The following is an 18,212-nucleotide window of genomic DNA, read 5'->3' as shown; positions in this document are numbered from 1 at the left end:
CTAAGTTTGCGCCCCGATCGGGGCGCTTTGAGCAGCGGGAGGCTGGTCTACCGGTGAGCAACGGTGACGCTGTGCAGCAGCAGGTGTCGAGGCTCGGCTTTTGGCGTGACCGCCTCGCCTCGGCGCCCAAGGAGCTGCCGCTGCCGGTCGACCGGCCGTACCCGGCGGAGCCCGGCGCGGTGCGGGCGCGGGTCACCCGGCCCCGGCCCGAGGCCGCGGAGCCGGCGCTCCTGGCGGCGTTCACCGTGCTGCTGTCCCGCTATGCGGGCACCGCGGACGTCGTGCTCGGCATCGGCGCGCTGGTGCCGCTCCGGGTGGATCTCGACGGTGCGCCCGGGTTCGCCGACGTCGTCGCCCGCGTGCGCGAAGCCCGGGAAGAGGCGCTGGCGCACGAAGTCCCGTTCGAGGACCTGGTCGCCGAGGTGGCGCCCGAGCCCGGCCGCGGGGGAGCGGTGCTCGTCAACGTCGGCTTCGGTGCGGAAACCGAGCTGCCGCTCGACCTGAACCTGACCCTCGACGGCGACGTGCTCGTCGCGGACTACCGCACCGACGTCCTCGACGAATCCACTGTGGACCGCATGCTGGACCACCTCGGGCACCTCCTCGCCGAGGCGCAGGAACGTCCACAGTGGCCGGTGACCCGGCTCGGCCTGATGACGGCGCCGGAACTGCACCGCATCCTCGAGGAGTGGAACGACACGGACCTCGCGGCGCCACTGGCGACGCTGCCCGAGCTGTTCGCCGCCCGCGTCCGGGAGGCGCCGGACGCGGTGGCCCTCGTCTTCGAGGACGAGGAACTCACCTACGCCGAACTCGACGCCCGCGCGAACCGGCTCGCCCACGTCCTCGTCCGCCGCGGGGCCGGTCCCGAGCGGGTCGTCGCCCTCGCCGTGCCGCGCTCGCCCGAGATGATCGTCGCCGAATTGGCGGTGCTCAAGGCCGGTGCCGCGTACCTGCCGCTCGACCAGGACTACCCGGCCGAGCGCATCGCGTTCATGGTCGGCGACGCACGCCCGGTGTGTGTGGTGACCACCGGCGACCTCGCCGATCGCTTCGACGGCGACGTCCTGCTCCTCGACGAGCTGACCCTGGACGACGAGCCGGCGACGGACCCGGCCGCCGCGATCGTCCCGGCCAACGCCGCCTACGTCATCTACACGTCCGGCTCGACCGGACGGCCCAAGGGTGTCGTGGTTTCCCACGCGGGCGTCGCGAAGCTGGTCGCGACGCAGTCCGAACGGTTCGGCGTCGGCCCGCAGAGCCGGGTGCTGCAGTTCGCGTCGCCGAGTTTCGACGTCGCCTTCTGGGACCTCTGCCTCGGGCTCCTCTCGGGTGGCCGGCTGGTGATCGTCCCGGCCGAACGCCGGGTGCCCGGCCCCGAACTGGCCGAGTACGCGCACGCCCACGGCGTCGACTTCATGATCCTGCCGCCCGCCCTGCTCGCCGAGTTCCCCGAGGACTGCGACCTGCCGCGGGACAGCGTGCTGCTCGCGGGAACCGAGCGGGTGTCGCCGGAGCTGGTGCGCCGGTGGGCGCCCGGACGGCGGATGTTCAACGCCTACGGCCCCACCGAGGCCACGACCAACTCCACGCTCGGTCTCTGCGATCCGGAGATCACCCCCGGCTCGGCCGTGCCGATCGGCGTGCCCGACCCCGGCACCCGCGCGTACGTCCTCGACGCGGCCCTCGCGCCGGTCCCGGTCGGGGTCGTCGGCGAGCTGTACCTCGCCGGAAGCGGTCTGGCGCGGGGCTACCTCGGGCGCCCGGGGCTGACGGCGGAACGGTTCGTCGCGGACCCGTTCGGCTCCGGTGGCCGGCTCTACCGGACCGGTGACCTCGTCAAGTGGCTGCCGGACGGCCGGCTGGTGTTCCTGGGCCGGGCCGACGACCAGGTCAAGATCCGCGGCTACCGCATCGAACTCGGCGAGATCGAGTCCGTGCTGGCCGAACACCCGCGCGTCGGCCAGTCGGTCGTCGTCGCGCAGGACGGGCAGCTGATCGCCTACGCCGTGCCGGTGCCGGACCGCGACCAGGCGGCCGAGCAGGGGCACGTCGACGAATGGCACGACGTCCACGAGGAGATGCTCGCCGGGTCCCACGGCATCGAGGAGAACTTCGCGGGCTGGAACTCCAGCTACGACGGCTCGGAGATCCCCCTCGACGAGATGCGCGAATGGCACGCGGCGACGATCGACCGGATCCGCGCGCTGCAGCCGAGGCGGGTGCTGGAGATCGGGGTCGGCAGCGGGCTGATCCTGTCGCGGATCGCGCCGGACGCCGAAACCTACTGGGGCGTCGACCTGTCCGAGAGCGCCGTCGAGAACGTCCGGCGCGAGGTCGCGGCGAGGCCGTTCGCGAGCAAGGTGCACCTCGCCGCGCGGCCCGCCCACGACCTCGGTGAACTGCCGGACGAACCGTTCGACACCGTGATCATCAACTCCGTCGCCCAGTACTTCCCCAGCGCGGACTACCTCGCCGAGGTCGTCCGGACCGCCGCGGGCCTGCTGGCGCCGGGCGGGACGATCTTCCTCGGCGACATCCGCAACCTGCGTTCGCTGCGGGCCTTCCGGACCGCCGTCGAGCTGCACCGCGGCCGGACCGACGTCGCCGCGGTGGACCAGGCGATCGCCCGCGAGGGCGAGCTGGTCCTCGACCCGGACTTCTTCCCGGCACTCGCCCGGGAGCTCGACGGCTTCGGCGACGTCGACCTGTGGGTCAAGCGCGGCACCGCGCACAACGAGCTGACGCGGCACCGCTACGACGTCGTCCTGCGGAAGGCACCCCGGCCGGAAGCGGCCGAAGAGCAGGTCGTCGCGTTCGGCGACCTCGGTGCGGTGGAGCGGTTCCTGACCGCCGAGACGCCGGAGCGGCTGCGCGTCACCGCGATCCCGGACGCCCGGCTGGCCGGCGAGCTGGCGGCGGTCCGCGCACTGGACACCGGCGACGCCGAGGCGGCCGTGGCCGCCCTCGACCGCCGGGACGGCGTCGACCCGGAAGCCCTCCACCGGCTCGGCGAGCGCGCCGGCTACCACGTGGCCGTCACCTTGGCGGCCGAGGGCGGCGAGCTGGAAGCCGTCTTCATGCGCCCCAATGTGGCCTTCGGTGCGTTGAACGCACCCAAGGTGGCCTTCGGTGCGTTGGACGCACCCAAGGCCACCTTGGGGCGCTTGGGGGGAGCCGCCTACCGGCCGGTGCGGCAGACGGGTACGCCGGGGTCCTACGCCAACAACCCCGCGGCCCGCCGGGAAACCGGTGCTCTCGTGGCGTCGCTGCGGGCGCACGTGCGGGACCGGCTGCCGCTGTACATGGTGCCGTCGGCCTTCGTCGTGCTCGACAAGCTCCCGGTGCTCGCCTCCGGCAAGCTGGACCGCAAGGCCCTGCCGAGCCCCGAGCGGTTCACCGCCGGGCCCGGCCGCGCGCCGCGCAACCCCGTCGAGCAGCTGCTGTGCGAGATGTTCGCCGGCGTCCTCGGGGTCCCGCAGGCCGGACCGGACGACGACTTCTTCGCGCTCGGCGGGCATTCGCTGCTGGCCACCCGGCTCATCCAGCGGATCCGCGCCGCCGTCGGCGCCGAGGTGCCGGTGCGGGCGGTGTTCGACGCCCCGACGCCGGCCGCGCTCGCGGAGCTGCTCGCCGGGGCCGTCACCGCGACCGAGCGGCGTCCGCTCACCCGCGTCACCGAACGGCCCGAGCGGCTGCCGCTGTCGTTCGCGCAGCAGCGCCTGTGGTTCCTGCACGGGCTCGAAGGCGGGTCGGCGACCTACAACGTCCCGCTCGTCATGCGCCTGGCCGGGGAACTGGACGTCGACGCGCTGCGCTCGGCGCTCGGCGACGTCGTGGCCCGGCACGAGGCGCTGCGGACGGTCTTCCCGGTCGTCGACGGCGTCCCGTACCAGCAGATCCTCCCCGAACCGACGGTGGACCTCACCGTCCGCGCGGTGTCCGATGTGGACGCCGAAGTGGACGCACTCGTGCGCGGGGTGTTCGACCTCGGCGCCGGGGTGCCGGTGCGTGCGGAACTGCTCACCGCCGACCCGCGGCGGCACGTGCTGGTCCTGGTCGTGCACCACATCGCCGCCGACGGATGGTCGCTTTCGCCGCTGTGGCGGGACATCGCCACGGCCTACCGCGCCCGGCTGCGCGGCGAAGCTCCCCAGTGGACGCCGTTGCCGGTGCAGTACGCGGACTACACGCTCTGGCAGCGCGATCTCCTGGCCACCGAGGAGGCGGCCCAGCTCGCTTACTGGCGGGAAACCCTGGACGGCCTGCCCGACCGGATCGCGCTCCCGCTCGACCGGCCGCACCCGGCGATGTCCGCCTACCGCGGCGGGTTCTTCACCTTCACCTGGGACGCCGGGCTCCAGGCCGGGCTCACCGACCTCGCGCGCGCCTGCGGGGCCAGCCCGTTCATGGTCGTGCACGCGGGCCTGACCGCGCTGCTGTCGCGGCTCGGCGCGGGCACCGACATCCCGATCGGCACCCCGATCGCCGGCCGCGCCGACGCCGCGCTCGACGACCTCATCGGGTTCTTCGTCAACACCCTGGTCCTGCGGGTCGACACGGGCGGCGACCCGTCGTTCCGCGACCTCGTGGCCCGGGTGCGCGAGCGCGGCCTCGACGCCTACGCCCACCAGGACGTGCCGTTCGAGCGGCTCGTCGAAGCGCTGAACCCGGCCCGGTCGCTGGCGCACCACCCGCTGTTCCAGACCATGCTGGCCTGGCAGAACACCCCCGGCACCGGCGTCGAGCTGCCCGGCCTGACCGTGACCGAGCAGCCCGTCGGCACCGGCACGGCCAAGTTCGACCTCTGGTTCTCCTTCACCGAGCGGGCCGACGGCCTGCACGGACAGGCCGAGTTCAACGCCGAGGTGTTCGACCGGGCCACCGTGACCGGCCTCCTCGGCCGCCTCGAAACCCTGCTCCGGCAGGTCGTCGACGCGCCGGACCGCCGGCTCGGCACCCTGGACGTGCTCACCGCGGCCGAACGCGACGGTCTCGAAAAGACCTGGTCGGGTGCCGTCGAGGAGGTTCCCGCGGTCACCGTGCCGCAGCTGTTCGCCGCCCAGGTCGCGCGGACCCCCGATCAGCCGGCTCTGGTCTTCGAGGACGAAGAACTCAGCTACGCCGAGCTCGACGCCGTCTCCAACCGCCTGGCCCGCGTGCTGGCCGCCCGCGGCGCCGGGCCCGAACGGGTCGTCGCCTTGGCGCTGCCCCGCTCGACTCACCTGGTCACGGCGATCCTCGCGGTGCTCAAGACGGGCGCGGCCTACCTGCCGCTCGACCCCGGCTACCCGGCCGACCGGATCGCGTTCATGCTCGACGACGCCGGCCCGGCGCTGGTGCTGGCCGTCGCGGAGACCGCCGTCCCGGGTGCCGTGCTCCTGGACGACCCGGACACCTTGGCCGGAGTTCCGGACACGCCACCGGACGTCGTGCTGAGGCCGGAGAACCCGGCATACGTCATCTACACCTCCGGGTCGACCGGCCGTCCGAAGGGCGTCGTCGTCCCGCACGCCGGCATCGTCAACCGGCTGCTCTGGATGCAGGCCGAGTACGGCCTCGCCGACGGCGACCGCGTGCTGCAGAAGACGCCGTCCAGCTTCGACGTGTCGGTGTGGGAGTTCCTCTGGCCGCTCATCACCGGCGCCACCGAGGTGATCGCCCGGCCGGACGGGCACAAGGACCCCGCCTACCTCGCCCGGCTGATCCGCGACCGCGGCGTCACGACCGTCCACTTCGTCCCGTCGATGCTCCAGGTCTTCCTGCAGGAGCCGGCCGCGGGGGAGTGCACGAGCCTGCGCCGGGTGCTGTGCAGCGGGGAGGCCCTGCCGCCGGACGCCGTCGTGCAGTTCGGCCGGGTCCTCGACGCCGAACTGCACAACCTCTACGGCCCGACCGAGGCTTCGGTCGACGTCACGGCGTGGCGGACGTCCACCGAGGACACTTCGGTCCCGATCGGCCGTCCGGTGTGGAACACCCGCACCTACGTCCTCGACGCCGGCTTGCGCCCGGTGCCGCCGGGCACCCCCGGCGAGCTGTACCTGGCCGGCGTCCAGCTCGCCCGCGGCTACCTCGGCCGGGCCGGGCTCACCGCCGAGCGGTTCGTCGCCGACCCGTTCGGTGCCCCCGGCACCCGGATGTACCGCACCGGCGACCTCGCCCGCTTCCGCCCCGACGGCGTCCTCGAATTCCTCGGCCGCGGCGACGAGCAGGTCAAGATCCGCGGGTTCCGCGTCGAGCCCGGCGAGATCGCCGCGACCCTCTCCGCGCACGACGACGTCGCCCACGCCGTCGTCGTCGCCCGCGAAGACCGGCCCGGTGACGTCCGCCTGGTCGGGTACGTCGTCCCCACCGACACCGCCGGTTCGGCCGAGGAGGAGGTCGAGCAGGTCGGCGAGTGGCGCGAACTGTACGACTCGATGTACTCGAGCGTCCGTGACGAGTTCGCCGGCTGGCACTCCAGCTACACCGGCGAGCCGCTCCCGCGCGAGGAGATGCTCGAGTGGCGGGACGCCATCGTCGGCCGGATCCGCGAGCTGGCGCCGCGGCGCGTGCTCGAGATCGGCGTCGGCAGCGGCCTGCTGCTGACCGAGCTGGCCCCGCAGTGCGACGCGTACTGGGGCACGGACTTCTCCGCCGAGGCCATCGCGTCGCTGGGGGCACGGGTCGCGGCCGATCCCGCGCTCGCCGGGCGCGTCGAACTGCGCACCGGCGAAGCCGCCGACCTCGGCGGCCTGCCGCGGGAGTTCTTCGACACCATCGTCCTCAACTCCGTCGTCCAGTACTTCCCGAGCGGGACGTACCTGCTCGACGTCGTGCGCAAGGCACTGGCGCTGCTGGCCCCGGGCGGGGCGCTGTTCGTCGGGGACGTCCGCGACCTGCGCCAGGCCCGGGCGTTCCACACGGCCGTGGTCGAGGCACGCGGCGGTGACGTCGAGGAGCGGCTGCTGCGGGAGAAGGAGCTGCTCGTCGCGCCGGAGTTCTTCGCCGGCCTCGACGGGGTCGCCGCGGACATCCGGGTCAAGCGCGGCCGGGCGGTCAACGAGCTCACCCAGTACCGCTACGACGTGGTCCTGCGCCCGGGAACCGCTGAGCCGCACCCGGTCGAGACGCTGACGTGGGGCACCGATGTGTCCACTGTGGACGAGGTGGCGGCGCGGCTGCGCGACGGCCTGCGCGTCGAGGGCGTCCCCAACGGGCGGATCACCGAAGGCGTGAACCCCGACGACTGGTATGAACTGGGTGCGGTCGTCACCTGGTCCGCCGCCGGTGACGGCTCGGTCGACGTCCTGTTCACCAGCGGCGACCCGGCCGGCGCGTTCCGGCCCGGTCGCGAGGAGATCCTGGCCTGCACCGGCAACCCCCGGCGCTCGCGCCGCAGCACCGCCCTGCCCGCGGACCTGCGGGCCCTGGCCGCCGAACGGCTGCCCGAGCACATGGTGCCGTCGGCGATCGTCGTCCTCGACGCGCTGCCGGTGACGGCGAACGGCAAGCTCGACCGCCGCGCGCTGCCGGCGCCGGACACGAGCGCGCCGGTCTCGGCGCGCGAGCCCCGCACGCCGGTCGAACGGCAGCTGTGCGAGCTGTTCGCCGACGTCCTCGGCCTGCCACGGGTCGGCCCGGACGACAGCTTCTTCGTCCTCGGCGGGCACTCGCTGCTGGCCACCCGGCTGATCGCCCGCGTCCGCGCCGCCCTGAACGCCGAGCTCGAAGTGCGGGCGGTCTTCGAGACGCCGACCCCGGCGGGCCTGGCCGGGGTGCTCGCCACCGCAGACGGGAGCGCGCGGCCGCCGCTGGTCGCCACCCGCCGCCCGGACCTCGTCCCGCTGTCCGGCGCCCAGCAGCGGCTGTGGTTCCTGCACCACCTCGAAGGGCCCTCGGCCACCTACAACGTCCCGCTGATCATGCGCCTCGAAGGCGACCTCGACGTCGCAGCGCTGCGCAGCGCGCTCTCGGACGTGGTGGCCCGCCACGAGGCCCTGCGCACCCGGTTCCCGCAGCGGGACGGCGTGCCCTACCAGGACATCCTCCCGGCCGGGGAGGTCGACCTGCCCGTGCGCGAGGTCGCCGTCCTCGACGAAGCGCTGACCGGGCTGGTCCGCGGTTCGTTCGACCTCGAGCGGCAGGCGCCGGTGCGCGCGGAACTGCTGCGCCTCGGCGCCCGCGAGCACGTCTTCGCGCTGGTGTTCCACCACATCGCCTCCGACGGCTGGTCGATGGCTCCGCTGTGGCGCGACATCGCCACCGCCTACGCCGCCCGGTGCGCCGGTGAACGTCCGAAGTGGACACCACTGCCGGTGCAGTACGCGGACTACACGCTGTGGCAGCAGGACCTGCTCGGCCGCGAAGACGACCCGGACAGCGTGCTGAGCGCGCAGCTGGACTACTGGCGGACGGCGCTGAACGGCCTGCCGGACCGGATCGAGCTGCCGCTGGACCGGCCGCACCCGGCGACCGCGACGTTCCGCGGCGAGCTGCACACCTTCACCTGGGACGCCGGCCTCCACGCGCGGCTGGCCGAGCTGGCCCGCGAGAGCGGCGCCAGCGTGTTCATGGTCGTGCACGCGGCCCTCGCCGCCCTGCTCACGCGCCTCGGCGCGGGCACCGACGTGCCGATCGGCTCACCCATCGCCGGCCGCACCGACCCGGCGCTCGACGACCTCGTCGGGTTCTTCGTCAACACCCTGGTCCTGCGCGTGGACACCGGCGGCGAGCCGTCGTTCCGCGAGCTCCTCGCCCGGGTCCGCGAGCGCAACCTCGACGCGTACGCGCACCAGGACGTGCCGTTCGAGCGGCTGGTCGAGGTGCTCAACCCGGCGCGGTCGCTGTCGTACCACCCGCTGTTCCAGGTGATGATCGCCGGGCAGAACAACGCCCGCGCCGAGGTGACCCTGCCCGGACTGGCCGTGACCGAAATCCCGGTGACGACCGGGACGTCGAAGTTCGACCTGTCGATCTCGCTGACCGAGCGCGACGCCGGGATCGCCGGGGTGCTGGAGTTCAACGCCGACGTCTTCGACCACGCGGGCGCGAACGCGATCCTGCGCCGCCTCGAAGTGCTGCTGCGGGCGGCGCTGGCCGAGCCCGACCGCCCCGTCGGTTCCCTCGACCTGCTCGAAGGGGACGAGCGCGACCGGGTGCTCACGCAGTGGGCCGGGTGCCTCGAGCCGGCGGGCACCGAGACCTTCCCCGGGATGTTCGCCCGGCGCGTCGCCGAAGCACCCGACGCGGTGGCGCTCGTCTTCGAGGACGTCGAGCTCACCTACGCCGAGGTGAACGCCCGCGCCAACCGCCTCGCGCACCTGCTGGGCGACCGCGGCGCGGGGCCCGAGCGGGTGGTCGTGCTGGCCGTGCCGCGCTCACCGGACATGATCATCGCGGAGCTGGCGGTGCTCAAGGCCGGGGCCGCGTACCTGCCGATCGACGTCGACTACCCCGGCGACCGGATCGCCTACATGGCCGAGGACGCGGCCCCGGTCTGCGTGGTGACGACCCGGGACGTCGAAGCGAAGCTGCCCGCGGCGCTGCCGCGGATCCTCCTGGACGACCCGGCACTCGATGCCGCGTCCACAGTGGACCCGCAAGTCACGATCACGCCGGAGAACGCGGCGTACGTGATCTACACGTCCGGCTCGTCCGGGCGGCCGAAGGGCGTCGTCCTCCAGCACTCCGGCGTCGCGAAGCTGGTCGCCACCCAGGTCGAACGCTTCGGCATCGGCCCGCACAGCCGGGTGCTGCAGTTCGCGTCACCGAGTTTCGACGTCGCCTTCTGGGACCTGTGCCTCGGCCTGCTCTCGGGCGGCCGGCTGGTCGTCGTCCCGGCCGAGCGGCGGGTCGCGGGCCCGGCGCTCACCGAGTACGCGCACGCCCACGGCGTCGACTTCATGATCCTGCCGCCCGCCTTGCTCGACGCCATGCCGGCCGGCCTCGACCTGCCGCGGGACAGCGTGCTGCTCGCGGGCACCGAACGCGTGTCGCCGGAGCTGGTGCGCCGCTGGGCGCCGGGACGGCGGATGTTCAACGCCTACGGCCCGACCGAGGCGACCACCAACTCGACGCTGGGGGAGAGCGACCCGGCCGAGCTGGCGGACGCGACGGTCGTCCCGATCGGCATCCCCGACCCCGGCACCCGCGCGTACGTGCTCGACGCCGGGCTGCGGCCGGTCCCGCCCGGTGTGGTGGGGGAGCTGTACCTCGCGGGCTCCGGCCTGGCCCGCGGGTACCTCGGCCGCCCGGCGCTGACGGCGGAGCGGTTCGTGGCGGACCCGTTCGGTTCCGGTGGCCGCCTGTACCGCACGGGTGACCTCGTCAAGTGGCTGCCCGACGGGCGGCTGGTGTTCCTCGGCCGGGCCGACGACCAGGTCAAGATCCGCGGTTACCGGATCGAGCTGGGCGAGATCGAGTCGGTGCTCGCCGAGCACCCGGCCGTCGGGCAGTCCGTCGTCGTCGCCCAGGACGGGCGGCTCATCGCCTACGCCGTGCCGTCGGCGGGGCGGGACGAAGAAGCGGAACTGGAGCACGTCGGCGAGTGGCGCGAGCTGCACGAGAACGTCTTCACCGAAGCCGCGTCCGGCGGGCTGGAGGAGAACTTCACCGGCTGGAACTCCAGCTACGACGGCTCGGAGATCCCCCGCGACGAGATGCGGGAGTGGCACGCGGCGACGATCGAGCGGATCCGTTCGCTGCGGCCGAAGCGGGTGCTGGAGATCGGGGTCGGCAGCGGGCTGATCCTGTCGCGGATCGCGCCGGACGCCGAGGAGTACTGGGGCGTCGACCTGTCCGAGAAGGCCATCGCCAACCTGCGGCGGGAGCTCGCGGGGACGCCGTTCGCGAGCAAGGTCCACCTGGCCGCGCGGCCCGCCCACGACCTGGGCGAACTGCCGGACTTCGACACGGTGGTCATCAACTCGGTCGCCCAGTACTTCCCGAGCGTCGGCTACCTCGCCGAAGTCGTCCGCACGGCCGCGGCGCACGTCCGGCCCGGCGGCGTGATCTTCCTCGGCGACATCCGGAACCTCCGTTCGCTGCGGGCCTTCCGGACGGCGACCGAGCTGCGCCACGGGCGCCGTGACGTCGCCGCGGTGGACCAGGCGATCGCCCGCGAGGGCGAGCTGGTCCTCGACCCGGACTTCTTCCCGGCACTGGCCCGGGAACTCGACGGCTTCGGCGACGTCGACCTGTGGGGCAAGCGCGGCCACGCCCACAACGAGCTGACGCGGCACCGCTACGACGTCGTGCTGCGGAAAGCCCCGAAGCCCGCCGTGGCCGCCGAGCAGGTCGTCGCGTTCACCGCGCCGGCCGAGCTGGAACGGCTCTTGGCGGACGGCCCGGCCCGGCTGCGCGTCACCGGGGTGCCGGACGCCCGGCTGTCGGGCGAGCTCGCCGCCGTCACCGCGCTGGCCGCCGGGGACGCCGACGCGGCTCTGTCCGCATTGGACAGCGAGCCGTCCGGAGTGGATCCGGAAGATCTGCACGCACTGGGTGAACGCCTGGGCTACCGGGTGTACGCGACGCCGACCGCGCAGGAAGGCGTGCTCGAAGCCGTGTTCACCACCGGTGAGCCGCAGCGGATCCACCGCGGCCGCCCGGTCCGCGCCGCCCTCGAAGCGCTGGGCAACCACCCGGCCGGGCAGCGCGACACCGGCGCGCTGGTGGCGGCGCTGCGGGCGCACGTCCGCGACCGGCTGCCGCAGTACATGGTGCCGTCGGCGTTCGTGCTGCTGGACCGGCTGCCACTGCTGGCGTCGGGCAAGCTGGACCGGCGTGCCCTGCCGAGCCCGGACAAGCAGGCGGCCACCGCCGGCCGGGCCCCGCGGACGCCGGTCGAAGAAGTCCTCTGCGGGCTCTTCGCCGAGGTCCTCGACGCGGCGTCGATCGGCGTCGACGACGACTTCTTCGCCCTCGGCGGGCATTCGCTGATGGCGACCCGCCTGGTCGCGCGGCTGCGCGCGGTGTTCGGCGTCGAACTGCAGGTGCGGTCGGTGTTCGAGACGCCGACCGTTGCCGGGCTGGCCGCCCTGCTGGCCACGTCGGGCTCCTCGCCCGCCCGGCCCGCGCTGGTGCGCGCCGACCCGCGCCCGGACGTGCTGCCGCTGTCGTTCGCCCAGCAGCGGCTGTGGTTCCTGCACCGGCTGGAAGGGCCGTCGGCGACGTACAACATGCCGACGGCGGTCCGGCTGACCGGCGACCTCGATGTCGACGCGCTGCGTACCGCCCTCTCCGACGTCGTCGAGCGGCACGAAGCCCTGCGCACGGTCTTCCCCGAGATCGACGGGGAAGCCCGGCAGCTCGTCCTCGAAGACGTCACGATCCCGCTGCCGGTCCACCCGGTCACCGAAGCCGCGCTCGCCGACGCGGTGTCGGCGGCGGCGGGCACGGTGTTCGAGCTGGAGGCGGAGATCCCGCTGCGGGCGCGGCTGCTGCGCCTGGGCGCCCGCGAGCACGTCCTGGTGCTGGTGTTCCACCACATCGCCTCGGACGGCTGGTCGACCGCGCCGCTGTGGCGGGACCTGGCGACGGCCTACACCGCCCGTCAGGCCGGTGAAGCTCCCCAGTGGACACCGTTGCCGGTGCAGTACGCGGACTACACGCTCTGGCAGCGGGACGTCCTCGGCGAGCCGGTGATCGAACCGCAGCTGGCCTACTGGCGCGAAGCACTGGCCGGGCTGCCCGAGCGGATCGAGCTGCCGACCGACCGGCCGCACCCGGCGGAAGCGTCCTACCGCGGCGAGCAGTTCGCCTTCGGCTGGGACGCCGAACTCCACAGTGGACTCGTCGAGCTGGCCCGGGCCTGCGGGGCGAGCGTGTTCATGGTCGTGCACGCCGGGCTCACCGCGGTGCTCACCCGGCTCGGCGCGGGCACCGACGTCCCGCTCGGCACGTCCATCGCCGGCCGCACCGACGCCGCGCTCGACGACCTCGTCGGCTTCTTCGTCAACACCCTGGTCCTGCGCGTGGACACGGGCGGCGACCCGTCGTTCCGCGACCTCGTGGCCCGGGTGCGGGACCGCAGCCTCGACGCCTACGCCCACCAGGACGTGCCGTTCGAGCGGCTCGTCGAAGCGCTGAACCCGGCCCGGTCGCTCGCCTACCACCCGCTGTTCCAGACCATGCTGGCCTGGCAGAACAACGCCGTCGCCGACCTCGCCCTGCCGGGGCTCGCCGTCGCGGAGGAGCCCGTCCGCACCGGTACCGCACGGGCCGACCTGACGTTCTTCGTCGGCGAGCGGCCCGGCCACCGGGCGGGGATCCGCGGCACGGCCGAGTACAACAGCGACGTCTTCGACCGCGCGACCGTCGAGGCGGTCCTGGACCGGCTCCGGACGCTCCTGACCGCCGTCGTCGCCGACCCGGACACCCGGATCGGCGCCGTCGACCTGCTCACCGACGCCGAACGCGACCAGCTCGCCGCCGACCCCGCGACCCCCCTGCCCGCGGAGACGGCCGCCGGGCTGTTCGCCGCCCAGGTCGCGCGGACGCCGGACGCCCCCGCCCTGGTGTTCGGTTCCGAGCGGCTGACCTGTGCCGAGCTGGACACGCGGGCCACTGTCCTCGCCCGGGCGTTGCTCGCCCGGGGCGCGGGCCCGGAGCGGGTGGTGGCGGTTGCCCTGCCGCGGTCGGTGGACCTGGTCGTCGCGCTCCTGGCGGTGCTCAAGACCGGTGCCGCCTACCTGCCCCTCGACCTGAACCACCCGGCCGAGCGCATCGAGCTGATGCTCACCGACGCCGATCCGCACCTGGTCATCGCCCTGGCGGGCTTCGAGGACCGGCTCGTCCGGCCCGGTGACACCGGGCCGGAACCGGCCTGGCCGTCGATCAGCCCGGACCACCCGGCGTACGTGATCTTCACGTCGGGCTCCACCGGACGACCGAAGGCGGTCGCGGGAACCCAGCGGGCGCTGGCCAACCGCCTGCACTGGGGCCGGGACATCGCCCAGGGCGTGCGCGTGGCCAAGAGCGCGCTGACGTTCATCGACGGCTCGACCGAGCTGCTCGGCGGCCTCGTCGCGGGCGAGGAGGTGGTCCTCGCCGACGACGCGACGGCCACCGACCCGGTGGCACTGGCCGGATTCGTCCGCGACTCCGGCGCTCAGGTGCTCACCGTGGTCCCGAGCCTGCTCGACAGCTTCGCCGAGGACGCCCCGGCCGGTGCGTTCGACTCGGTGACCACCTGGATCACCAGCGGCGAACCGCTCTCGGACGCCCTCGCCGAGAAGGTCGCGCAGCGCTGGCCGTCGGCGGAGCTGATCAACCTCTACGGCTGTTCGGAAGTCGCGGGCGACAGCCTCGCCCAGGTCTGCGGTCCGGTGGCGATCGGGCGGCCGATCGCGAACACCCGTGCGCACGTCCTCGACGCGGCGTTGCGGCCGGTGCCGCCGGGTGTGCGCGGTGAGCTGTACCTGGCCGGCGCCGGGCTCGCGCGGGGCTACCTCGGGCGTCCGGCGCTCACCGCCGAACGGTTCGTCGCCTCGCCGTTCGAGCCGGGGGAGCGGATGTACCGGACCGGCGACCTCGTCCGCCGCCGCGCCGACGGGGCACTGGAGTTCCTCGGCCGCGCCGACCAGCAGCTCAAGATCCGCGGTTTCCGCGTCGAGCCGGGCGAAGTCGAGGCCGTGCTGACGACGGACGCCTCGGTGGCGCGCGCGGCCGTGATCGCCCGGGACAACCGGCTGATCGCCTACGTGGCGCCGTCGGGTGACCCGGTGGCGCTCCGGGCTCTGGTGGCCGAGCGCCTGCCGGACCACCTCGTGCCCTCGGCCGTCGTCGTGCTGCCGGAACTGCCGGTCAACGCCAACGGCAAGCTCGACCGCGCCGCCCTGCCCGACCCGCAGGTGCGCACGTCCGCCCGGGTCGCGCGGACCCCGGCCGAACAGGCGCTGTGCGAACTGTTCGCCGACGTCCTCGGTGTGCCGTCGGTCGGCCCGGACGACGGGTTCTTCACCCTCGGCGGGCATTCGCTGCTGGCGACGCGGCTGGTCAGCCGGATCCGCGCGCTGCTCGGCGTCGAGGTGCCGATCCGGGCGGTGTTCGACGCGCCGACCCCGGCCCGGCTCGCCGAAGCACTGGACCCGGGCCGTCGCAGCCGTCCGGCGCTGGTCGCGGCCGAGCGGCCGGACGTCCTGCCGCTGTCGTTCGCGCAGCAGCGGCTGTGGTTCCTCGACCGCCTCGACGGGCTGAACGCGACCTACAACATCCCGTGGGCGTGGGAACTGACCGGCCCGGTCGACGCCGACGCGCTGCAGGCCGCGTTGGAGGACCTCGTGGCGCGCCACGAGGTCCTCCGGACGCTCCTGGTCGAGGAGCAGGGTGTCCCGCGGCAGGTCGTGCTCGACCAGGCTCGCCCGCTGCTGGTCACCGAAACCGTCGCCGCGGCGGACCTCGACGAGCGCGTCACCGCCGCCGCGTCGTACTGCTTCACCCTCGACGCCGAGATCCCGATCCGGGCCACCCTGGTTTCGGCCGGGCCCGACCGGCACGTGTTCGTGCTGCTGGTGCACCACATCGCGGGTGACGGCTGGTCGCTGCCGCCCCTGAAGCGGGACCTCGACACCGCGTACGCGGCCCGGCTGCGCGGAGAGCGTCCACAGTGGACGCCGTTGCCGGTGCAGTACGCGGACTACACGCTGTGGCAGCGGGAGATGTTCGGCCGCGCCGACGACCCGGACAGCCTCCTCGGCCGCCAGGCGGCGTTCTGGCGGGACGCACTGGCCGGGATCCCCGACGAGCTGGCGCTCCCGGCCGACCGGCCACGTCCGGCGCGGTCGACGAACCGCGGCGCCGCCGTGCCGTTCACCGTGCCCGCCGCCGTCCACCGGGGCCTGCGGGAGCTGGCCCACCGCAGCGACACCAGCACGTTCATGGTCCTGCAGGCCGCGCTCGCCGCGTTGCTGACCCGGATCGGCGCGGGCACCGACATCCCGCTGGGCACCCCGGTGGCCGGCCGCTCCGACCACGCACTGGAAGACCTCGCCGGGTTCTTCGTCAACACGCTGGTCCTGCGGACCGACACCGGCGGCGACCCGACGTTCCGGGAGCTCCTCGGGCGCGTCCGCGAGGCCGACCTGGCGGCGTACGCCCACCAGGACCTGCCGTTCGAGCACCTCGTCGAACTGCTCAACCCGCCCCGGTCGCTGGCCCGGCACCCGCTGTTCCAGGTCATGCTCGCGGTCTACCACTCGGGTGCGGAGCCGGAGCAGCTGCTCGGGCGGTCCGCGGCCTACCGGGACACCGGGCTGCGCCAGGCGAAGTTCGACCTCTCGTTCGACCTGGTCGAGACGGACGGCGGCATCGACGGCGACCTCGAATACAGCCTCGACCTGTTCGACGAGCCGACCGCGCGGACGCTCACCGAGCGCCTGGTCCGGGTGCTGGCGGCGGTCGTCGCGGACCCGGACCGGCCGTTGAGCCGGATCGACGTCCTCGAACCCGCCGAGCGGGACCTGATCCTGCGGGACTGGGGTGCCGGGGCGCCGCTGACGCTTTCGGCGCCGACGGTCGTCGACCGGCTGGCCGCCCAGGTCGCTGCGACGCCGGACGCGACCGCGCTGAGCGACGCGGAGTCCAGCGTCACCTTCGCGGAGTTCGCCGCGCGCACCGACCGGCTCGCGCGGTGGCTGGCGTCCCGCGGGGCGGGTCCGGAGCAGGTTGTGGCGCTCGTGCTGCCGCGGTCGGCGGCGGTCGTCGAGGCGATCTTCGGCGTCTTCAAGACGGGGGCGGCGTACCTGCCGGTGGATCCGGACCAGCCGGTGGAGCGGATCGCGGCGATCCTCGCCGACGCCGGTGCCGCGCTGGTGCTCACGAGCCGTTCGCTGGCTTCGCTCGTTCCGGGTGCGCTGGCCATCGAGGACGCACTCGAGGACACGGTGGAGAGTTCCGTTGTGCTCACCCCGCCTTCGCCCGCGAACCCGGCATACGTGCTCTACACGTCCGGGTCCACCGGCAAGCCCAAGGGTGTGGTCGTCCCGCACTCCGGGCTGGTGAACCTCTTCCACAGCCACCGGGAGACGCTGTACCGCCCGGCGGTCGCCGCCGCGGGTGGGCGGCGGCTGCGGGTCGGGCACGCGTGGGCGTTCTTCTTCGACGCGTCGTGGCAGCCGCAGCTGTGGCTGCTCGACGGGCACGAGGTGCACGTCGTCGACGACGACACCCGCCGCGACCCGGACCGGCTGGCCGCGGTGGTGCGCGAGCGTGAACTCGACTTCCTCGAACTCACGCCGTCGCACTTCGCCCAGCTGGCCGCGGCCGGGGTGATCTCGGACGGCCGGTGTGCCCTCGGCGTGGTCGGCGTCGGCGGCGAAGCCGTCTCGCAGACGCTGTGGGAGACGCTTGCGTCGATGCCGGGCACGGAGGCGTACAACCTCTACGGCCCGACCGAGGCCACTGTGGACGCTCTGGTCGGCCGCATCGGCGACGCCGGCCGGCCGGTGGTCGGCCGTCCGGTGCACAACACGCGGGCCTACGTCCTCGACGGCGGTCTCTCGCCCGTGCCGTCCGGGGTGCCGGGTGAGCTGTACCTGGCCGGCGCCGGGCTGGCCCGCGGTTACCACGGCCGTCCGGCGCTCACCGCGGACCGGTTCGTCGCCGATCCGTTCGGGACGGCGGGAGAGCGGATGTACCGCACCGGCGACCTCGTGCGCTGGCGGCCCGACGGGCAGCTGGAGTACCTCGGCCGCACCGACGACCAGGTCAAGATCCGCGGCTTCCGGATCGAACCGGGCGAGATCGAGACGGCGCTGGCGCGGCACGAAGACGTCGCGCAGGCCCTGGTCGTCGTCCGCGAGGACCGGGACAAGCGGCTGGTCGCCTACACGACGCCGTCGACCGCGGATCCGGTGCGGCTGCGGGAGTTCCTCGCCCGGTCGCTGCCGGAGTACATGGTGCCCGCGGCGATCGTTCCCCTGGACGGGTTCCCGGTGACGCCCAACGGGAAGCTGGACCGGGCGGCGTTGCCGGTGCCCGAGTTCGCCGCCCGCGGGCGGGCCCCCGAAACGGCCACGGAGAAGGCTCTCTGCGAGATCTTCGCGGAGGTGCTGGGCGTCGCCGCCGTCGGCGCCGACGACGACCTGTTCACCCTCGGCGGCCATTCGATGCTGCTGGTGGTCCTGCGCAACCGGATCACCGAGCGGCTCGGAACGGAGCTCCCCATCGCCGAGTTCTTCCGTACCCCCACTGCGGCGGGGCTCGCCGCGTTGTTGACCCGAGACACGGAGTAG

The 18,212-nt window shown here is 73.8% G+C and carries 1 protein-coding gene; it reads left to right on the top strand.

Annotated elements, in window-relative coordinates; genetic code table 11:
• Nucleotides 1-71: 71 nt before the first annotated feature.
• Nucleotides 72-18,212, top strand: coding sequence for an amino acid adenylation domain-containing protein (locus ACLJQE_RS29125; RefSeq protein WP_410642633.1), 18,141 nt, complete (start codon nucleotides 72-74; stop codon nucleotides 18,210-18,212).

The organism is Amycolatopsis sp. lyj-346 (assembly GCF_046548975.1).
Classification (GTDB): domain Bacteria; phylum Actinomycetota; class Actinomycetes; order Mycobacteriales; family Pseudonocardiaceae; genus Amycolatopsis.
This window is presented reverse-complemented; position numbering and strand designations above follow the sequence as displayed.